17 protein-coding genes are annotated in these 19,818 nt (G+C 43.4%); 7 read left to right on the plus strand and 10 right to left on the minus strand.

Going from position 1 to position 19,818, the window contains the following annotated elements:
* The first annotated feature begins 24 nt into the window (after nucleotides 1-24).
* From katG to K1F36_RS13265, 3 genes are all read left to right on the plus strand, one after another.
* Entirely contained in the window at nucleotides 25-2,250 is a 2,226-nt protein-coding gene (gene katG / locus K1F36_RS13255; RefSeq protein WP_220114253.1) for a catalase/peroxidase HPI, read from the plus strand.
* Nucleotides 2,251-2,345: 95 nt separating this feature from the next.
* The gene (locus K1F36_RS13260; RefSeq protein WP_220114254.1) at nucleotides 2,346-2,822 is read left to right on the plus strand and encodes an ankyrin repeat domain-containing protein; all 477 of its coding nucleotides are present in this window, start codon (nucleotides 2,346-2,348) and stop codon (nucleotides 2,820-2,822) included.
* Entirely contained in the window at nucleotides 2,823-3,599 is a 777-nt protein-coding gene (locus tag K1F36_RS13265; RefSeq protein WP_220114255.1) for an amidohydrolase, read from the plus strand. It abuts the gene before it with no gap.
* On the opposite strand, the gene K1F36_RS13270 is transcribed toward K1F36_RS13265, so the two are convergent.
* Together K1F36_RS13270 and K1F36_RS13275 are read right to left on the minus strand one after the other, a co-directional pair.
* Nucleotides 3,583-5,202, minus strand: a complete 1,620-nt coding sequence (locus tag K1F36_RS13270; protein WP_220114256.1) for an Ig-like domain-containing protein — start codon at nucleotides 5,200-5,202, stop codon at nucleotides 3,583-3,585. The genes K1F36_RS13265 and K1F36_RS13270 overlap by 17 nt on opposite strands.
* A gap of 65 nt (nucleotides 5,203-5,267) precedes the next feature.
* Nucleotides 5,268-5,963 carry a ComF family protein gene (locus tag K1F36_RS13275; RefSeq protein WP_258539066.1) on the minus strand — a complete coding sequence of 232 codons (696 nt, stop codon included), beginning with the start codon at nucleotides 5,961-5,963 and terminating at the stop codon, nucleotides 5,268-5,270.
* A gap of 48 nt (nucleotides 5,964-6,011) precedes the next feature.
* On the opposite strand from K1F36_RS13275, the gene K1F36_RS13280 reads away from it, so the two are divergent.
* Nucleotides 6,012-6,908 carry a hypothetical protein gene (locus tag K1F36_RS13280; RefSeq protein WP_220114258.1) on the plus strand — a complete coding sequence of 299 codons (897 nt, stop codon included), beginning with the start codon at nucleotides 6,012-6,014 and terminating at the stop codon, nucleotides 6,906-6,908.
* A gap of 36 nt (nucleotides 6,909-6,944) precedes the next feature.
* Nucleotides 6,945-8,486, plus strand: coding sequence for a glycine--tRNA ligase (locus K1F36_RS13285; protein ID WP_220114259.1), 1,542 nt, complete (start codon nucleotides 6,945-6,947; stop codon nucleotides 8,484-8,486).
* On the opposite strand, the gene K1F36_RS13290 is transcribed toward K1F36_RS13285, so the two are convergent.
* The 6 genes from K1F36_RS13290 to K1F36_RS13315 form a co-directional block, all read right to left on the minus strand.
* A complete protein-coding gene (locus tag K1F36_RS13290) occupies nucleotides 8,483-10,150 on the minus strand; it encodes a formate--tetrahydrofolate ligase (RefSeq protein WP_220114260.1) in 1,668 nt (555 codons plus the stop codon). The genes K1F36_RS13285 and K1F36_RS13290 overlap by 4 nt on opposite strands.
* A gap of 100 nt (nucleotides 10,151-10,250) precedes the next feature.
* The gene (locus tag K1F36_RS13295; protein WP_220114293.1) at nucleotides 10,251-10,766 is read right to left on the minus strand and encodes a DUF3124 domain-containing protein; all 516 of its coding nucleotides are present in this window, start codon (nucleotides 10,764-10,766) and stop codon (nucleotides 10,251-10,253) included.
* A 114-nt stretch (nucleotides 10,767-10,880) separates the two neighbouring features.
* Nucleotides 10,881-11,363, minus strand: coding sequence for a GyrI-like domain-containing protein (locus tag K1F36_RS13300; protein ID WP_220114261.1), 483 nt, complete (start codon nucleotides 11,361-11,363; stop codon nucleotides 10,881-10,883).
* Nucleotides 11,364-13,424, minus strand: a complete 2,061-nt coding sequence (locus tag K1F36_RS13305) for a TonB-dependent receptor family protein (RefSeq protein WP_220114262.1) — start codon at nucleotides 13,422-13,424, stop codon at nucleotides 11,364-11,366.
* Between the two features lie 30 nt (nucleotides 13,425-13,454).
* On the minus strand, nucleotides 13,455-14,561 hold the full coding sequence (locus tag K1F36_RS13310) for a Gfo/Idh/MocA family protein (RefSeq protein WP_220114263.1): 1,107 nt from the start codon (nucleotides 14,559-14,561) through the stop codon (nucleotides 13,455-13,457).
* A 38-nt stretch (nucleotides 14,562-14,599) separates the two neighbouring features.
* Nucleotides 14,600-15,160 carry a cysteine hydrolase family protein gene (locus tag K1F36_RS13315; RefSeq protein WP_220114264.1) on the minus strand — a complete coding sequence of 187 codons (561 nt, stop codon included), beginning with the start codon at nucleotides 15,158-15,160 and terminating at the stop codon, nucleotides 14,600-14,602.
* Nucleotides 15,161-15,294: 134 nt separating this feature from the next.
* Between K1F36_RS13315 and K1F36_RS13320 the strand changes: the two genes are divergently transcribed.
* On the plus strand, nucleotides 15,295-16,056 hold the full coding sequence (locus K1F36_RS13320) for an exodeoxyribonuclease III (RefSeq protein WP_220114265.1): 762 nt from the start codon (nucleotides 15,295-15,297) through the stop codon (nucleotides 16,054-16,056).
* Nucleotides 16,057-16,120: 64 nt separating this feature from the next.
* Entirely contained in the window at nucleotides 16,121-17,161 is a 1,041-nt protein-coding gene (locus K1F36_RS13325) for an NADP(H)-dependent aldo-keto reductase (protein ID WP_220114266.1), read from the plus strand.
* 7 nt (nucleotides 17,162-17,168) lie between these two features.
* Here the strand turns inward: K1F36_RS13325 and radA are convergent, their stop codons facing one another.
* Both radA and K1F36_RS13335 read right to left on the minus strand, forming a co-directional pair.
* Nucleotides 17,169-18,527, minus strand: coding sequence for a DNA repair protein RadA (gene radA / locus K1F36_RS13330; RefSeq protein WP_220114267.1), 1,359 nt, complete (start codon nucleotides 18,525-18,527; stop codon nucleotides 17,169-17,171).
* 134 nt (nucleotides 18,528-18,661) lie between these two features.
* Nucleotides 18,662-19,804, minus strand: coding sequence for an alpha/beta hydrolase (locus tag K1F36_RS13335; protein WP_220114268.1), 1,143 nt, complete (start codon nucleotides 19,802-19,804; stop codon nucleotides 18,662-18,664).
* Nucleotides 19,805-19,818: the final 14 nt, after the last annotated feature.

The following is a 19,818-nucleotide window of genomic DNA, read 5'->3' on the forward strand; positions in this document are numbered from 1 at the left end:
TAATTAACACACAACTATAATATCATGAGTAAAGAATTGGCTAATGGTGCAGATGAGGGCATGTGCCCTTTTCTGAACGGCGAACTAAAACAAGTGGCCGGAAGCGGTACCCAAAATCAAGATTGGTGGCCCAATAGGCTTAAATTGGAACTTTTGAGCCAGCATTCAAATAAAATAGATCCATTTGGAGAGGAATTCAATTATGCGGAGGAATTCAAAAAACTGGACTACGCAGCTTTGAAGAAAGATATTTTAGACATAATGACCGATTCAAAGGATTGGTGGCCGGCTGATTTTGGAAGTTATGCCGGATTGTTCATCCGTATGGCTTGGCATAGTGCAGGAACGTATCGCGCCGGTGATGGTCGCGGAGGAGGAGGACGTGGACAACAACGTTTTGCACCGTTAAATTCCTGGCCGGACAACGTGAGTTTGGACAAAGCACGTCGACTGTTATGGCCCGTAAAACAAAAATATGGCAAGAAAATTTCTTGGGCAGACCTTATGATATTGGCTGGAAATGTGGCCTTGGAGTCTACAGGGTTCCGCACTTTTGGTTTTGCAGGGGGTCGTGAGGACGTTTGGGAACCAGACCAAGATGTGTATTGGGGAAGCGAAACTGAATGGTTGGCCTTGAGCGATACGCCAAATAGCCGTTACTCCCACAATAAAGAGGAGCGTGATTTAGAAAACCCTTTGGCCGCTGTTCAAATGGGATTGATTTACGTAAACCCGGAAGGCCCTGACGCAAATCCTGACCCGATAGCAGCAGCACACGACATTAGAGAGACCTTTAAGCGCATGGCGATGAACGACGAGGAAACCGTGGCGTTGATAGCTGGCGGGCATACCATAGGCAAGACCCATGGTAATGGAGACCCAGAGTTGGTAGGTGCAGACCCCGAAGGAGAGGATTTGGCATTGCAAGGTTTTGGATGGGTCAATAAAAATGGGACAGGAAAAGGTTCCGATGCCTTTACTTCCGGATTGGAAGTGACGTGGACCTCTACTCCGGTACAATGGAGCAACGATTTCTTCAAATTCCTGTTCAAATTCGAATGGGAATTGACCAAAAGTCCTGCAGGAGCACACCAATGGGTGGCAAAGGATGCTGATGCCATTATCCCAGATGCTTTTGGTGGACCGAACAAGAAACCGACCATGTTGACTACCGACCTGTCGCTTCGTTTTGACCCTGAATACGAAAAAATTTCCCGTAGATTCATGGAGGATCCACAAGCCTTTGCCGATGCGTATGCTCGTGCATGGTTTAAGCTGACACACCGTGATATGGGACCACGCTCCCGTTATTTGGGTCCAGAGGTGCCAAAGGAAGAACTGGATTGGCAAGACCCTATTCCAGCTATCGATTATACTTTGGTAGATGATGCTGATGTAAAAGAGCTAAAGGAAAAAGTATTGTCATCTGGTCTATCCATTTCTGATTTGGTGTATACCGCTTGGGCATCGGCTTCCACTTTCCGTGGCGGTGATAAGCGTGGCGGAGCCAATGGGGCGCGTATCAATTTAGAACCCATGAAGGGTTGGGAGGTCAATAAAGGCACTGGAAAAGTGATTTCTGTGCTTGAAGGTATCAAAAATGAATTCAACAAAAATGCCGGTGGAGGAAAGAAAATTTCCTTGGCAGATATAATTGTGTTGGCCGGTAGTGCCGCTGTTGAAAAAGCAGCCAATGATGCTGGTTCTTCAATTAAAGTACCATTTAACCCTGGCCGTAATGATGCAAAACAAGAACAGACAGAAATTGAATCCACAAACTACCTGGAGCCAAAGTATGATGGTTTTAGGAACTACGTTAAGGAAGGGGTAAAAGTACAGGCAGAACACCTTTTGGTGGACAAGGCTCAATTGCTTACCCTTACCACACCCGAGATGACGGCTCTAGTTGGAGGATTACGTGTGTTGGGTGCCAATTTTGATGGTTCAAAGAAAGGAGTATTCACCGAAAGAGTAGGTGTATTGAGCAACGATTTCTTCGTCAACCTACTGGATATGGGCACCCAATGGAAGGCCGTAAATGAGGAAAAATCGTTGTACGAAGGAATCGACCGTGAGTCTGGCGAAGTAAAATGGACCGGAACACGTGTGGACTTGGTATTTGGTTCCAACTCTATATTGCGTGCCGTAGCCGAAGTTTATGCAGCTGAAGACGGAAAACAAAAATTTGTAGAAGACTTTGTAGCGGCATGGACCAAAGTGATGAACTTAGATCGCTTTGATTTGGATTAATCCGTTCGAAGCAAAAGATAGAAAAAGAAAATTAATTGCAAATGCTGCCATGGCCCACTCGGTTATGGCAGTTTTTTTATAACTTTCAATCACCTATGAGCAATAAAGAAGAACTCTTCGATAATATACGACTTGGGAACTCAGAAGCTGTTGAGAACCTATTGGAAAGCAACCCCAAACTTTTGGAAAGCAAAGACCAAAGAGGCTCTACTCCACTACTGTTGGCCGCTTACTATGGACATGAGAATGTGGTAGAGTTTCTGTTGGAAAAAGGGGCCACAGTCGATGCTTTGGATGGCTCTGGAAACACGGCCTTAATGGGAGTTTGCTTTAAAGGTTACACCGATATAGCCAAGAAATTGATAGATGCCGGAGCCAATGTGAGTCAAAAAAATGCAATGGGAGCCACTTGTCTTATCTATGCCGTAACCTTCAACCGAAAGGATATCGCCGAAATGCTTTTAGAACATGGTGCGGATGCTTCCATAAAAGACAATAGGGGAAAGACCGCCATGGACCTTGTTTTGGAACAAGGGAACACCGAGTTGGAAGAACTTTTAAAAAAATATTAGATGTCCACCACTTTGAACCTTGCTTTGATTCAGACCGATTTGTACTGGGAGGACCCAGTGAGCAACCGAAAAATGTTTGAAGAAAAGATTGAGGGCATTTCAGACGATGTGGATTTGATTATACTTCCCGAAATGTTCACCACAGGGTTTACCATGAAGCCCGAGAAGATATTATTGTCCGAAAGCAAGGGAACACTCGATTGGATGAAAAAAATCGCCCAACAAAGCAACACGGCGCTTATGGGAAGCATTGTTTTTCAAGAAAACGGAAAGTTTTATAATAGGCTGTTTTTTGTGTCACCGGACGGAAAAGTTGAGGCCTACGATAAAAGGCATACGTTCACATTGGCAGGTGAAGATGAGGTATACGAAGCAGGCAACGAAAAACTCATTTTTGAATACAAAGGATTCAAAATTTGTCCAATGATCTGTTATGATCTTCGGTTCCCGGTTTGGTCCAGAAATGTGGAAGACTACGATGTACTAATCTATGTGGCCAATTGGCCAAGTAAGAGAATTAATGCCTGGGATACACTGCTTAAGGCAAGGGCCATCGAGAATATGGCATACTGTGTTGGGGTAAACCGAACAGGAACCGACGGATTGGATTATGAATATCCAGGACATTCCGCGATTTACGATGTACTTGGAGAACCGTTGGCCTTTTCGCAGGATGAAGAAGTCCTGTATGCTACCTTGAACAAAGAGCATGTTACATCTACCAGAAAGCAACTACGATTTTTAGAAGACCGCGATAACTTTAGTTTGATAGGATAAAGGTTTCCTCCTTTTCCCAGTTCGCCCTTATTTCTATGGTTCCGGGATAGTAACTGATTTCTTCAGGCTGCCTTTTTTCAAGATAATTTCCCGTATCCAATTTCCCGTTACCGTTTTCATCAAAAATAACACGGGCCACATAATTCCCCGGATTCAAATTGTTAAACTCGAAAGCTTGGGGTTCGGTGGCAAAAATCTCCCGTTGTACCTCACCCTTTTCATTGGTTAGCTGAACAATTACAGGGAAAGTAACGTTTCCGCTCAAAATCATTGTTAAATTACCATAATCTGCAAAGCTACTAGTAGATAGGTTATAGGCCAAAGAATCGTTTTGGATGCCAAAGAAGTCAGTTATCGCGCCCGGTAACAACGAAAAGGAATATTTTTGGTTGGGCTCAGTTTCAAAATCAAAATCTATCTTATTGCTGATGGTATCCAGTTCGTAAGTATAGGTCGCAGGAATGGAATCGCTCACCATGAGGGATATATTGCTGGTGTCCATAGCTGCAATCGGTGTATTGGCCAAAATGCTGAAGGTATCCTCAAAATTGAATTTTCCGTTCACCGAAGCCGATAGTTTTAATGAATCCATGGGCAAGTTTCGCATCTTTACCGTGAACGTATCCAACACCTGAACCTTATCATTTCTTACCATAAAAATAATGGAATCCAAATCCGTTGGGGTAAACCAATAATTTAAGGTGTCCTTGTCCCTTTCCTTTAAGATGGTCGTACTCACCGAGTCGGGCAATGTTGTTAGGGTTTCAATAACCATGTCCCTATAATCGCCTTGATAGCCAAATATGATTTTGTTGTTCGCTGCCAAACTGGGCACAGAAGGTTTGTAGTTCAATTGCTCACGGAACAGGTTTAGTCCATAAATCGAATCGGTCGGTAGCGTGATGGTATCCTCAATAAAACCAATTTTATCCTGCCCTTGGTCGAACATATTGTTTTTGTTCACATCCTTCAATCCGAACAGGGCATACTTTCCTGCCTTTAAATTCCTGAGCTCAAAAAATGGAAGACTATCACCCGTGTTGGTGATGTATAAGGGTGGTTGTTTGTAAATAGTGGAATCTGTGTAAGCACTGTCAATTTCATACAGCATTACACTGATAAACTCATCTGCTTTTCTGTTTATCGCATCTTTTACCGCGCCGCTCAATGTGAGGGAATCCAAATAATCCCCGGTAGAGAACACATAGCTCAAAAAACTATTGGGATTGCCTTCGTTGTTGTCCACAATACTTTGTCCAAAATTAATGGTGTAAGTCGTGTTTTCGCGGAGCGTATCCTTAATTATCACTTCAATATACCTACTTGGCCCTCCCATGGGAGATATAGTGGCCGGGTTTTTAAATGGAGGTGAAACTACCAATTGGTTTTGCACATCTTCCAGTTTGATGAGTTCATCAAAATAGAGGCGTATTTTTGTTGCCTTAAAATTCGTACTGAAGTTCTCAGGTTCCGCCCGCACCAATTTAGGAGGTGTAATATCTTTGGGGCCACCGCTTGGGGAACCTCGTTTGGCACATTGCCAAAGGGCAAGCACCATAAAGGTGACAAAAAGAAGTCCCAACAGTTTTTTTAAGTACACCATGCCTAAAAATAATGTGGAACAAAGAAACAACTAATTTGAAAACTTGGGCATCGCATTAATAAATTTTAACCCTCTGGCACAACGGCCATGGTCAATACCGAAACCGATACGCCCTTTTGTTGTAGAAGTGTTTTGGTACAAGATTCAATGGTGGCTCCCGTGGTAATCACATCGTCCACCAAGAGCACATGTTTATATTTCCGGTGGTTTGATGCATTCAGAGTAAAAGCATCCTTTGAGCTTTCCCAACGGCTTTGCCTATTCTTTTTGGTAAGAGTCTTTATGTTTTTTGTTTTGATCAGCCAATCATCGCAATAGGTCGCGCCAATTTGCTCTGCAATGGTTTTGGCAAACAGGGCCACTTGGTTGTACCCGCGTTTTTTTAGTTTTTTTGGATGAAGTGGTACAGGTACTACGGCATCAACGTTTTTTAGTTGCCCATTTTCCATTAAAAGAGCACCGCACCATTCCCCAAAAAAACCTCCGATCTGTTCCTGATTTTTGTATTTTAACCAGTGCAATAAATTTTTAACAAGGCCATTTTTTGTAAAAAAAACAAAAGAAGCAGCCTTTTTTATCGGAATTCTACCATAAAATCTACGGTCCACTGCATTTTCTTCCAGATAGTTATGATCGGTGAGTGGCACATCATGTCGACAAACGGCACACAAAATACGTTCTCCACTAAATAATTGGGCATTACATCCAAAACATACCCTTGGCAATAGGATGTTGTTAATCTCGTTTATTATCTTAGCCAACCTTTTTGGTATCAAATCTTATACAATTTAGAGTAGTCTGTCAACCCCATGAACTCCCAAGATAATAATTTCAACTACAAAATTATCTTTGCCGCAATGGCAGCGGTCATCGTGGGTATACTTATAGCCTTTTATTACAGCTATGCACAGTCCAAAAACCAAATGATCTATCTAGAAGAGGAAAAGGGACTTTTGGTAAAAGATTTGACATTGATGCGGGCCGAGGTCGACCGGTTATCGGGATTGAACGAGGTGAATGAAATTGAACTACAGACCTCACGTTTTCGGGTACAGCAACTTCTGGACTCGGTAGGAAGGTTAAACTTTAGCATTACCAAGCTGAAGGACACTCGAAAAGAACTCCGAAAATTGGAACTGCGTTTTGACAGTCTTAAGCTCAAGAACAACTTTTTACGCTATAATAATAGTTTGTTGGCAAGCAAGTACGATGAAACCATAAAGCAGTTGGATGAGCTCCGTGGTAAGGCGAACAATATGCAGCGGACGGAATCTTTGCTGAGGGAGACCAACAAAGAGCTCTCCCGGGAACTCCGAATCAAAAGTTACCTCAAATTGCAAGATGCTGAGGGCAGTGGATTCAGGTTAAGGGCGGGCAGGCCCATCAAAACGAACAAGGCTTCAGTGATCGAAAAGTTAAGAGGGTGCGTCACCATTTTAAGCGATCCCGACTCCAGAGGGGACATCAAGGTGCTCTATTTACAGTTTTTGGATCCCAATATGGCCATTATCGAGGACAACGCCAATACTATTTCCGTAAGTGGGAACACTTACAGCAAAAAAGTGGAGATTGTCTACACAGGAAAGGAAATCAGTATTTGTGATGCCATTACGGTGCCAGAAGGCTCATTGGTAGAAGGAATTTACACCCTAAATGTATTTGAGGACGAAAGATTGCTGGCTTCGACGGAATTTCAGCTGAAATAGCATACTTCTTTTTGGGTAAAATTCTATTTTTGCCCAATGGCAAATCAGGAAGACATTTTTAAGAAGGTTATCTCCCATGCGAAGGAGTACGGTTATGTATTTCAATCCAGTGAGATCTATGATGGACTTAGCGCAGTTTACGACTACGGTCAGAACGGCGCCGAGCTAAAAAAGAATATTCGTGAATATTGGTGGAAGGCCATGGTGCAGCTCAATGAGAACATCGTGGGTATTGATGCTGCCATATTTATGCATCCCACCACTTGGAAGGCCTCTGGCCACGTGGATGCCTTCAACGACCCTTTGATAGACAACAAAGATTCCAAAAAAAGATACCGTGCCGATGTCCTTATCGAGGACTATGTTGCCAAAATTGAAGCTAAAATCGATAAGGAGGTTGCCAAGGCAGAAAAACGTTTTGGTGATAGCTTTGATAAGGAACAGTTCTTGGCCACCAACCAAAGGGTGATGGACTACCAAGAAAAGGCTGATACCATCTTAAAACGTATGGGTAAATCCCTTGCCAATGAAGATTTGGCAGATGTAAAGGCACTGATTGAAGAATTGGAGATTGCCTGTCCACTTTCAGGATCAAAGAACTGGACCGACGTAAAGCAATTCAACCTGATGTTCGGCACCAAGTTGGGAGCTTCTGCAGATAGTGCGATGAACCTTTACCTTCGTCCGGAAACTGCTCAAGGTATATTTGTCAACTTTTTGAACGTACAAAAAACCGGAAGGATGAAGATTCCGTTCGGGATTGCCCAAACAGGTAAAGCCTTCCGTAATGAGATTGTTGCCCGTCAGTTTATCTTCCGTATGCGGGAGTTTGAACAGATGGAGATGCAATTCTTCATAAAACCGGGTACTCAAATGGAGTGGTACGAAGCCTGGAAAGAAAAACGAATGAAATGGCACCTTTCTTTGGGCATGGGAGCAGACAATTATCGTTTCCATGACCACGAAAAATTGGCCCACTACGCCGATGCCGCGGCCGATATCGAATTTAAGTTCCCATTCGGATTCAAGGAATTGGAAGGAATCCACTCCCGTACCGATTTCGATTTGGGCAAGCATGAGGAATACTCGGGAAAGAAACTCCAGTATTTCGACCACGAAGAAAACCAGAGCTACACCCCTTATGTCTTGGAAACATCCATAGGATTGGACCGTATGTTCTTGGCCGTGTTCTCCAATTCGTTACAAGAAGAGGAACTGGAAAATGGTTCCACACGTACCGTACTTAAAATTCCAGCTGTGCTGGCACCGAACAAGGTTGCTGTTCTACCATTGTTAAAACGTGACGGATTACCAGAAGTTGCCCAAAAATTGGTAGATGAGTTAAAATGGGATTTCAATGTGGATTATGATGAAAAGGATGCCGTAGGGCGTCGTTACCGTCGTCAAGATGCGGTAGGAACACCTTTCTGTGTGACCGTGGACCATCAAACCTTGGAAGACGATACCGTAACCATTCGCCACAGGGATACCATGGACCAAAAACGCGTGAAACTTTCGGAAGTGAAGGACATTATCTCCAAAGAAGTAGATATGCGATATTGGTTGCAGAAAATCTAGAACAAGCCGGTAATCTCTCCGTCATCATTAATGTCGATACCTTCAGATGAGGGGCGTGTTGGTAATCCTGGCATTCGCATAATGTCTCCTGTGATAGGGATTAGGAAGCCTGCACCCACTGCAATTTCAATTTCCCGTACGGTAATGATAAAATCCTTGGGCCTGCCCAGAAGTTTTGGATTATCGGATAACGATTTTTGTGTTTTGGCAATACAAACCGGTAGATGATCTAGCCCTAAATCTGTTATTTTACGCAAATTGCTGTTGGCCTTTGCGGTATAGTCCACATATTCCGCGCCATAAATTTCGGTAGCAATGGTGGCTATTTTGTCCTTTACACTGGATTTCCAATCGTAAAGTGGTTTAAATGCCGAAGCTTCCGATTCCACAATTTCAATGACCGCTTTGGCCAGCTCCTCGGCTCCTTCACCTCCTTGGGCCCAAACATTGGCCACGGCTACCCGAATTCCTTTGGATGCCGCCAATTCTTTGACTATGGCAATCTCTTCCTCCGTGTCCGATACAAATTTGTTGATGGCGATTACAGGCACCATTTTAAACTTACCGATGTTTTCCAAATGCTTTTCCAAATTTGGAAGTCCCTTCTTCAAAGTGGCTACGTTGGGTTCCGTCAACGATTTCAAATCAGCTCCTCCGTGATATTTTAGGGCTCGAATTGTAGTGGTAAGCACCACTGCTTTTGGGGTTAGGCCGGCACTTTGACATTTGATATCGAAAAATTTCTCGGCTCCGAGGTCAAAACCAAATCCAGCTTCGGTAACCGTGTACTCGGAATGCGTCATTCCCATTAAGGTGGCAATCACGGAATTAGTTCCCTGAGCAATGTTGGCAAATGGTCCACCGTGAATAATGGCCGGGTTTCCCTCAATGGTCTGCACCAAATTGGGTTTTATGGCATCTTTCAACAAAGCGGTCATGGCACCCTCGGCTTTCAAATCTTTTGCGTAGATAGGTTTTTTATCGTAGGTATAGCCGACAAAAATATTTCCTAATCGCTTTTTTAAATCGCTCAAACTTTCCGCCAAACATAAAATTGCCATAATTTCAGATGCTGCGGTTATGTCAAAACCGGTCTCTCTGGGTACACCCGAATTAGTGCCGCCCAGACCTACGATGATGTGTCGTAACGAACGGTCGTTCATATCCATAACGCGTTTCCAACCTATGGTTCTGGGGTCCAGGAGCAATGAATTGGTCTTGCTTTGAATGTTATTGTCGATTATGGCAGATAATAGGTTATGCGCCTTTTCAATAGCAGCAAAATCGCCCGTAAAGTGCAGGTTGATGTCTTCCATGGGCAACACTTGGGAATAACCGCCTCCCGTGGCCCCTCCTTTGATTCCGAACACAGGGCCCAACGAAGGCTCTCGCAATACTACGGTAGATTTTTTCCCCAATCGGTTCAAACCTTCGGAAAGACCGATGGACATAGTGGTTTTGCCCTCACCGGCAGGGGTCGGGGAAATGGCCGATACCAAAATAAGGTTGCTGTTCTGTGCTTTTTCCCGATTTATGGCATTCAGGGGAAGTTTGGCCTTGTATTTTCCATACAATTCTATATTGTCAGGGTCGATACCAAATTTTTCAGCAATGGAGGAAATATGTTGCAGCGAAACACCTTTGGCGATTTGTAAATCTGTCATAGTAAATTCTTATGTGTACATGGAAAGGAATTTCCAAAATGTATCTACAAGATACTATAATCGGTTGAGTAAAACTATGATATTTGTAAGTGTGGAGCAGCTATTCCACACGTTTGCCCTCTGTGGTAAAGGAGAGTCCTTGTTGGCCAGAGGTGGAGATCATGACACCTTCAAAATAGGGTTCGTGGGAAGAGGGCTTAATGGACCATTGGAACAGAAAGTTGGCTCCTGTTCCTCCGGAACGGTCCTTTTCATCAATCACAATTTCTACCGTTTCCATCGGTTTAATATAGATGGTTTCATCAAAATATGTCCTGATAGGGTTGCCCTTGGTATCAAAATACTCTGCCTTATTGATATAAATCGTGTCCCTTAGATTGGTGTTGCGCATGCTTATGGTGCTCGTAAGGTTGTGGGTGCGGTGTTCCGTTTCACTATAAATTTCGGAGTATACGGATAGGTACGATGTTCCGCTCATCAATGAGTCTTGAACTGAAATGGCAGCAGTTCTATTGCTCCAGTTCACTGGGTCAATAGAGCTGACCTCTTTCTGTACTTTTTCGGTGCAGGAAAAAATCAATAGTAAAACTACAAGAGAGACAAAATTTCTAATCATATACTTGGCAAAAGTATAACTAAGATACGGATTACGGACAAATGCCTTGTAACGTATGGTCATTGTTTTGGTAAACGACTTACCCTAACACTTTGAAATGGACAAAAAGATTTTTTATTTTTTCTTGATAGGGACCCAAAACTCCTCCTCAGATTCTGGATGTTCCCCTTTGTATTTGTCACCCATTAGTGCAAAATAGGGTCTGCTATCCATTTCGTATTCGGAATTTGGCAGCCAATCGCCATACATGTATTTGAAGGCCCTTATCGCTTCACTTGGCTTGCCTTTGTACGGAAAAACGGCATACAATCCTTCGGGAATGGTCAAACTTTCCATGCCCTCGGGTATTTCTTCAATTTTCGAAACTGCAATGGCCGCCCATCTTTCAAACTGAAGGGTTGGGTCAAAACTTTGAAAAAATGTGGTGGTGGGATAGATTTCTATGGCATAGCTATCATTGTTGACAACATGGTTTATTTCTTTTTTACGGGGAGAAAAGCCCTGCCATAGTTCAAAGATGTTATTGTTGGCAAAGGAGGTGATTGATTTTTTCCCGACCAATATGGTGACCGGCAAAGTTTGTATTCTTGGATTCATTTAGAAGACATAGTTTAATTGCAGCCCTCCAAAATAATTGCGTCCATTGCCCGGATAATAATATCTAGGTTGTGCCCCACCAAATCCAACAGCGTTGATCAATACGGACTGGGCATAGTTGGTATCAAAAATATTGTTGACCCCGGCATTTATTCCTAGACTGATATGGGATAAAAGCGATGTTCGGAACCCCAACTTGGTATGGAACACGTTAAAGGAATCACTGCTGATAGAATTGGAATCCGTCATGGGAATGTCGTCCACGAACTGATGGGTCAGGTTCAATCTCAGACCATTGGAATGCCTAAAATCTATTCCAGAGCTCAATCGGTTCTTCGGCACTCCTGTGAGCGGATTGCCCGAGTAATTGTTGTCACCGTCCACAAAATCCACAAAATTGTGGTCGTTAAGAGTGTAGCTGAGATAGGGTGAAAAAGTTACGGATGAAGATAGTTTTCCTCTGTACTGCAAGTCGATTTCCACACCTTGGTGGCGTGTTTTTCCCGCATTTCTTCCTATGTATTGGTCCTCACCGACCCGCTGGGCCACCAAAAGGTTTTTCACGTCCATTCGGTATGCCGTAAGGTTGACCCCAAGTTTTTTATGAAGTAGCATCCATTCAGTGCCAAGCTCATAGTTCGTTCCTGTTTCTTGGGCAATATTCGGGTTGATGACACCTCCAGGGGTCAATGTCTCTTCTAAACTTGGGTTGGAAAATCCCCTACTGACATTGGCATAGATGCTTCCATTTCTGATTTGATAGGAGAGCCCTACGTTCGGAAGTAGTATGGCATCAAAATCACGTTTGGCCGAGGCGTTGTCCGATCCATCGCCGAAGAGGTCCCTAAAATCATAATGGGTCTTGTTCCAGTTAAGGCCTACTTGGCCGGAGAATCTTTCAGTGATAGGATAGGTGAAGGTTCCAAACAGGTTAAACTGTCTCCTAAATTCAGAATTGTCGCTAAGTTGTGAGCCTTGCAGACTTCCATTGCCATTGTTTTTCTCATAAAGATTCTCAAAAGTGCCCCAATGGTACTCGTCCCTGTAGAACTCGCCCCCAAAACTGATATCCGCCTTTCCCCAATTGCCCGCAAAACGGCTTCGGAAACCATAACCATTGGTGAATTCGTCCAAAATGTCAAATGGTCTGGGTTCGTAATGGTCCAAATAGGTGTAGAAGACACTGGTAGTATTCTGTAACTGTTCCGAAAATTGATAGGTATGCGATAGACCTGTCAAAATATACTTGTTGGCTTCGTAACCCTGCGATTCCAACCAGTTTGAAGGTGCCCGCGTAGGATCTTCCTCAAAATCGGTAAGATTGATGGAACTCGGGATATGCGCTGTGTTGTCGATATAGTTCACCAAAAGGGCAAGACTGCTTTTTTGTCCGGTCCGCAATTTGGTGTTCAGGAGTAGCCCATCACGTTGGAACTGGCTGTTCTGGCGGTAGCCATCGGTTTCCAAATGGTTATAGCTAAGGGACATATCAAGGCCATCCTCCGAATGGGAGAAGGTCAGGTTGTCCTTGAGCATGTTGTAAGATCCTATCGTGAACGAATTGATGAGATGAGTCCTATCTTGGACAGATGCCTTGGTATCCAGTAAAATGGCACCACCCAGATTGGCCCCGAATGCTGAAGCTTTTGGACCTTTAATTACCTCTACCGCGCCTAGATTCTCAAAATCGTAGGCCTCGATGGTCGAGGAACCCGTTCCATTGGTCACAGGGATGCTGTTAAAATACATTCGCAACTTGTTGGTGCCATAAGGGGTTCTCGCCCCCATGCCCCTTACGGTAATACGGTTGGTGTTGATGGCTCCGGAAAGAATGTAGACCCCGGAAATCTGGTTGATGGCCGATGGAATATCGATAGGGTTGAACCGTTCAAAAGTTTGCCCCGCTATTTTGGAGGAGACCGTTATGCCTGTAGCTTTTTTGGGGATGGCATCCTGGGTCAGCACCACCTCGTCCAAACGGGTAATGGAATCGTTCTGGGTATCTTGTGCTATCATGTCTACCATGATGAGCAGAAATAATACACAGGGAAAATATTTCATAGAATTTAGTGGAATCGTTAGCAAAATAGATTATTTTTCGAGTAAGATGGTAACTCCTTTTTCAGCACTTTCACGAGCGGCATCCAAAATTTCAATAACCAGCATATTGTTTTCTAAAGAAGAAAGGTCAAATGGGGCCATATTGATAGAGCCGTTCACTACGCCTGCCAAAAATGAGAATCCATCGGTATAAGGAGCAGGTCTTTTGGGAAGGGTCATTTTCTCTTCTTGAAAACCATCATACCCTTCGGCCATACGAATTCTTAGTTCTTTGTCGTTGTCCGCATAGATGGCTCCGGTTAGCCCGTACAGTTCCATATCTTTTCTTCCTATGGGCCAGTTCCAAGAAGGCTCCAAAATGGCTTGTGAATCATCGTAGGTAAGGATGATGGTCGCATCATCATCAACTTTTGGATTATTTTCTGATTGCATTTGTTGTGTCACAGCGGTAACGGTATTGGGTCTTTCACCTTTTTTGAGCCATGTCACCAAATTGGCTCCGTAACAACCAAAGTCCGTTATGGCACCTCCTCCATTCAGAATAGGATCTTGGAGCCACTCCAGAAACTCTTCGTTCACACCAATTTTAACTGGCCCTCGATGACCATCACGAACAATCACTTTTCGTAGTGCTCCAATTTTTCCATTGTCCAAAAGGTCTTTTGCCCTGTGATTGGTAGCGTACCATGTGGTTTCGTAATTGGTGAGTAAATATATGTTGTGTGCCTCGGCCAGGTCTTTCATTTTTTTGGCATGTTCCATACTAACGGCCAAAGGCTTTTCCACCATTACGTGTATTCCTTTTGGTGCGCAGATTTGAACTACTTCCAGATGATCATATATGTTGCCAAAAGCGGTCACCGCCTCTGGCTGGGTGGCAGAGATCATTTCTTCCAAACTGTTGTAGACCAGATCCATGGAAAGCCCATATTGATCAATATATTTTTGGGCAAGCTCGTGATTGGGCTCGGCAATGCCAACAATTTTTATATCTCCAATATTTTTACGTCCTAAAATAGAATGTACGTGGGTGTGCGTGAGTCCCGCAATACCAATTTTAAGAGGGTCTGATTGGCCAAATAGGGCTGTGCTTGCAAAAAACAAACAAGACAAAAAGAAAAAGACTGATCGTGCCATATGGATTAATGGGATTTTTAATGCTATAAAAATAGAGACTAAATGTTAAGTTCAATTTTGCCCAACAAGGTATCGGTATCCATGATGGTTGCGAATTCATCTTTTAAGTTGGCGAGTTCCGAATGAAAAATTACCTCGGCACTATAGGCATTACCATCATATCCTATTTTATCAAAAGCAGCGGTCGCATCCGAGACCAAAATTACATTAAAACCCAAGTTGGAGGCCATTCGAACCGAAGTTGAAATACAATGCTCAATAGTCAGTCCTGCAATTACCACATCTGTTATGTTCTTTGCTTTTAGACTTACTTCCAAATTTGTTCCAATGAATGCGCTGTTCACATTTTTTTCAAAAACCGGTTCACTGATCAACGGGCGTGCCTCGGGATGGAAATCGTTACCTATTTTGTTGGGATATAGGGGTGAATCAATATTGGATGAATTATGCTTTACATGAAAAACGGGCAAACTTTTTGTTCTGAAAAACCGCAATAACTTCCCACAATTTTTTTCAGCATCCAAATTGTTTCGCTCCGTGCCGTAAAAGGAGGTTTCTTGAAGCCCTTTTTGGACATCGATTAATACCAATGCGGTCATGAGGATGAATTTTGCCTAAAATTAAGGGAAATCTTTAAGAATGGAGCCCGCGATTCTTTAGATTGATGATACCATTGCAAAAATCAATTTTTGGGAGCCGTCTACAATAGCTATTTTTGAACAAATTGAATCAAATGAAGATTGCATCATACAATGTTAATGGAATCCGTGCCGCAATGAACAAGGGTTTCGTGGATTGGTTACAAACAGTTTCACCGGATATTATTTGTCTTCAGGAAACAAAGGCCATGGAAGAACAGGTGGACACCCATCTTTTTGAAGAAGCGGGCTATCCCTATCACTATTGGTTCAGTGCCCAAAAAAAGGGATACAGCGGTGTTGCCCTATTATGCAAGCAACAGCCGGACCATGTGGAGTTTGGAACGGGAATCGATTATATGGATTTTGAGGGAAGGAACATTCGCGCCGATTATGGGGATCTTTCCATCATGAGCATGTATTTGCCTTCCGGAACCAATTTGGCGCGTTTGGACCATAAGTTGATGTATATGGCGGATTTTCAGAAATATGCGGATCAGCTAAGAAAGGAGCGTCCAAATTTGATTGTTTTGGGAGATTACAATATCTGTCATGAAGCCATAGATATTCATGACCCTGTCCGAAATAAAAACGTTTCAGGATTTTTACCTGTGGAACGGGAATGGATAGGAAGTTTTATCGATAGTGGTTTTATTGATAGCTTCAGACACTTCAACAAAGAGCCGGACAACTATACTTGGTGGAGCTATAGGGCCAATGCAAGGGCCAATAACAAGGGATGGCGTTTGGATTATGGGATGGTGGCAGAAGCTCTGGCAGATAGGTTGAAACGGTCCGTGATCTTGTCGGAAGCCAAACATAGTGACCATTGCCCTATTTTGTTGGAGGTGGATTAATAACAATGGCATAATGTCCGATATTTCCGTTTGACTATCTTTAAGCGTCCTAAACTTGTAAAAAATGAAATATACCAGAATTCCGCATACCGATATCCGCATATCCAAGATTTGCTTGGGCACCATGACCTGGGGACGTCAGAACAATGAAGATGATGCTCACGAACAGATGGATTATGCCTTGGATGAAGGAGTGAATTTTTTCGATACCGCAGAACTCTATCCAGTTCCCGCAAAAAAGGAGCTGTATGCGGTAACCGAGGAACTTATCGGGAACTGGTTCAAAAAAACAGGAAACAGGGATAAAGTAGTGTTGGCATCCAAAATTGCTGGACCAGGACATGCTGCAAACCATATACGCAGTACAGGTTTTAGCAAGGAATCCATTATCAGTGCGGTTGAGGGCAGTTTAAAGCGCTTGCAAACGGATTATATTGATCTATACCAGCTACATTGGCCGGAGCGGAACACGAATTATTTTGGACAGCGGGGATACAATGCCCATGCGGTCGATGTTTGGGATGATAATATCCACCAAGTTTTGGAAACACTCCGCGATTTAATTGCCGAAGGCAAAATCCGTCATGTAGGACTGTCCAATGAGACCCCTTGGGGAACCATGCGTTATCTTGAAGAAAGTAAGGTCCATCAATCTTTGCCCAGAATGATGACCATTCAAAATCCATATAACCTCTTGAACCGTTTGTTCGAGGTAGGACTTTCCGAAATTTCCATGCGGGAACAGATTGGGCTTTTGGCGTATTCTCCCCTTGGATTCGGAACATTGAGTGGAAAATATCTTACCGAGATTCCCCCGAGAAAGGCCAGGGTGACCTTGTTCCCAAATTATAATCGGTATAGCAACGATAACGCCGTGGCAGCAACCGAACAGTACGCCCAATTGGCAAAAGAGCATGGTTTGAGCATGGCACAAATGGCCTTGGCCTTTGTGAATACCCGTCCTTTTTTGACCAGTAATATCATCGGGGCGACCAGTATGGAGCAACTCAAGGAAAATATTGGAAGTATAGATGTAGACCTTTCCGATGAAGTTTTGGAAGGTATTGAGGAAATCCACAATGCCATACCCAATCCAGCTCCTTAAAGAACAATTATCCGAATAGAAGGGCTACAACATCTTCAATCTTGGAGACCTTCTGAATCTGGATGCCAGACTGTTTTAACCCGATTTTGTTGTTTTTGGAGACGAAGATTTTGGAGAAGCCCAGTTTTTCGGCTTCGAGGATACGTTGGTCCACACGTTGCACAGGCCTGATTTCTCCTGCCAGGCCGACTTCTGCGGCAAAACAAATGCCTTTTTCTATGGCAATATCCGAGTTGCTGGATAGAATGGCCGCCATAACCGCCAAATCAATGGCGGGGTCATCCACGGAAATCCCGCCGGTGATGTTTAGGAAGACATCCTTGGCACCCAACTTGAAACCTGCGCGTTTTTCCAGAACGGCCAAGAGCATGTTCAATCTTTTGGCATTGAATCCTGTGGCGGAACGCTGTGGCGTGCCGTAAACGGCGGTGCTTACCAAAGCTTGAATCTCAATCAACAAAGGACGCATACCTTCTACGGTGGCTGCAATCGCGGTACCGCTGAGGTCCTCATCGTTTTTGGAAATCAGTACTTCGGAGGGGTTGTTCACCTCGCGAAGCCCGCTTCCCTGCATTTCGTAAATGCCCAGTTCAGCAGTGGAACCAAATCGGTTTTTGAGAGAACGTAGAATACGATACACATAGTTGCGATCTCCTTCAAATTGAAGAACGGTGTCCACCATATGCTCCAAAATCTTGGGGCCAGCAATGGTGCCATCTTTAGTGATGTGTCCCACCAGAATTACAGGTGTGTGACTTTCTTTTGCAAATTTGATGAGTTCCGCCGCGCATTCGCGAATTTGGGAAATGCTACCGGCAGCTGATTCGATATAATCGGTGTGAAGGGTCTGAATAGAGTCAATGACCACCAAATCGGGCTCAATGGTCGAAACCTGCTGAAAAATATTTTGTGTTTTTGTCTCGGTTAGGATGTAACAGTTTTCGCTGTTGGGTTGAATACGGTCCGCACGCATTTTAATCTGCCGTTGACTTTCCTCTCCTGATACATACAGGATTTTATAGGGCAATTTCAAAGCAATCTGGAGCAACAGCGTACTTTTTCCGATGCCTGGTTCTCCGCCCAACAAGGTCAATGACCCTGGCACCAGCCCACCGCCCAGTACCCGATTGAATTCTTGGTCGATGGTGTCCAATCGGAGTTCCTTTTCTTGGGTAATCTCGGAAACACGTAGTGGTTTGTTGGCTTGTTTTGCAACCTTATCGGTTTTCCAACTTTTTTTATCCTCTTTTTGGACGACTTCTTCCACAATGGTATTCCATTCCTTGCAGGAGGAACATTGCCCTATCCACTTGGGGAATTGGGTTCCACAGTTTTGACAAAAAAATGCTGTTTTGGTCTTGGCCATTCAAACTAAATGAGGGGCCTAAAGATATGGATTTAGATGGTGGATTGCATGGTTTTTTAGATTGTTGGATTTTTGGACCGATAGATTTTAGTCAAGTCAATCCAAACATGGAATCAATCCAACAATCCAAGGTTCTAGTATCCGAAATCTGCCTTGAGCGCATCAATTTTTTCGAGGGCCAAATCCTTGGTCAAAAAGTCGATTTCTGCCAATTGGAAGGCTTTTTCAAAGGTTTTGAACGCTTTTTTGGGTTCTCCGATAAACTCGTAATATTCTGCTTCAAAGTAAAATCCCATCATGGTTTCGGGGAATTGTTTTTTGCAGAGTTCTGCCAATGGTTTTAGGGATTCATAGTCCTGTTTTTTCAGACAGGCGGCATAAATGGCCATGATATCATTAAGCTCTACCGGCTTTTCAAAACCGAACAGATTTTCAATGGTTTCGTAACGATTCTCTAAATAATTGTAAACTGGTTCTTCCGATGTCAATATATCGGATTTGTATTCGGCAGGGGTAATTGGTCTGTATATACTGAATACATTGTCAAATGCTTTGCTTATGCCATAGGCTGCAATGGAGGTGTGGTCTGCATTTTCATATTCATCAAAAAAGTAATGCAGGGATTCTTTGGTTATGGATTTGATGCTTGCGTTCATTTGGAGGATACGTTGTCTATCGTCAGTAGGTTGTTTTTCCACAATCAAATTATAAAAAATGGTTTGGTCCAGCTCGGATAAACGAGCGGGAACCCTGCTTTCCATTTCGGTGGCAAGTACAGGCGAAATGCTGATATAGGAGTTAAAGAAGGATTGGTCCTTGAACAAAAAGTAGTTGCCAAAATTGGCTGTAATATCGTACCCGACAAACATTTTGAAAGGTGCAATGTTGTAAGTGGTGGCTAAGTAGGGAATAAGTTCGGTTCCCAAAAATTCGTAGAACATTTTACCTTTTTCGGTGGGTAGCCCGGATACTTCGTCATAGTCACAATCTTCCCAGCGCAAATCGTTTTTTAGTTGATCAACGCCCACTACAATAGCTTCGGGCATGCGGTCGAACTTGCTTTGGAATTTTACATTGGCCACAACAAGGTCGAACAAATATTCCGCGTCCAACACAACTATCAATGGATATGTTTTTTCATCGGAATAGTCTTCAGGAAAATAGTAGGAAACATCCCGGCGTTCCTGCAGTTTAAAGGATTCAAAGATTTCCTTTTTTACTTGAGCGCTCAGGTTCAAGCAAGTAAAGCCTATCAGTAGAAATAGACATTTTTTCATTAGGTTAAGATTTA

It is taken from the genome of Flagellimonas abyssi (assembly GCF_019457905.1).
Lineage (GTDB): Bacteria > Bacteroidota > Bacteroidia > Flavobacteriales > Flavobacteriaceae > Flagellimonas > Flagellimonas abyssi.

Excerpts from the sequence above, each read along its gene's own strand:
- K1F36_RS13325 (WP_220114266.1), top strand. The coding sequence starts at position 16,121 with ATGAAATATACCAGAATTCCGCATACCGATATCCGCATATCCAAGATT.
- K1F36_RS13335 (WP_220114268.1), bottom strand. The coding sequence starts at position 19,804 with ATGAAAAAATGTCTATTTCTACTGATAGGCTTTACTTGCTTGAACCTG.
- K1F36_RS13295 (WP_220114293.1), bottom strand. The coding sequence starts at position 10,766 with ATGATTAGAAATTTTGTCTCTCTTGTAGTTTTACTATTGATTTTTTCC.
- K1F36_RS13320 (WP_220114265.1), top strand. The coding sequence starts at position 15,295 with ATGAAGATTGCATCATACAATGTTAATGGAATCCGTGCCGCAATGAAC.
- K1F36_RS13260 (WP_220114254.1), top strand. The coding sequence starts at position 2,346 with ATGAGCAATAAAGAAGAACTCTTCGATAATATACGACTTGGGAACTCA.
- K1F36_RS13285 (WP_220114259.1), top strand. The coding sequence starts at position 6,945 with ATGGCAAATCAGGAAGACATTTTTAAGAAGGTTATCTCCCATGCGAAG.
- radA (WP_220114267.1), bottom strand. The coding sequence starts at position 18,527 with ATGGCCAAGACCAAAACAGCATTTTTTTGTCAAAACTGTGGAACCCAA.
- katG (WP_220114253.1), top strand. The coding sequence starts at position 25 with ATGAGTAAAGAATTGGCTAATGGTGCAGATGAGGGCATGTGCCCTTTT.
- K1F36_RS13300 (WP_220114261.1), bottom strand. The coding sequence starts at position 11,363 with ATGAATCCAAGAATACAAACTTTGCCGGTCACCATATTGGTCGGGAAA.
- K1F36_RS13305 (WP_220114262.1), bottom strand. The coding sequence starts at position 13,424 with ATGAAATATTTTCCCTGTGTATTATTTCTGCTCATCATGGTAGACATG.
- K1F36_RS13280 (WP_220114258.1), top strand. The coding sequence starts at position 6,012 with ATGAACTCCCAAGATAATAATTTCAACTACAAAATTATCTTTGCCGCA.
- K1F36_RS13290 (WP_220114260.1), bottom strand. The coding sequence starts at position 10,150 with ATGACAGATTTACAAATCGCCAAAGGTGTTTCGCTGCAACATATTTCC.
- K1F36_RS13265 (WP_220114255.1), top strand. The coding sequence starts at position 2,823 with ATGTCCACCACTTTGAACCTTGCTTTGATTCAGACCGATTTGTACTGG.
- K1F36_RS13310 (WP_220114263.1), bottom strand. The coding sequence starts at position 14,561 with ATGGCACGATCAGTCTTTTTCTTTTTGTCTTGTTTGTTTTTTGCAAGC.
- K1F36_RS13270 (WP_220114256.1), bottom strand. The coding sequence starts at position 5,202 with ATGGTGTACTTAAAAAAACTGTTGGGACTTCTTTTTGTCACCTTTATG.
- K1F36_RS13315 (WP_220114264.1), bottom strand. The coding sequence starts at position 15,160 with ATGACCGCATTGGTATTAATCGATGTCCAAAAAGGGCTTCAAGAAACC.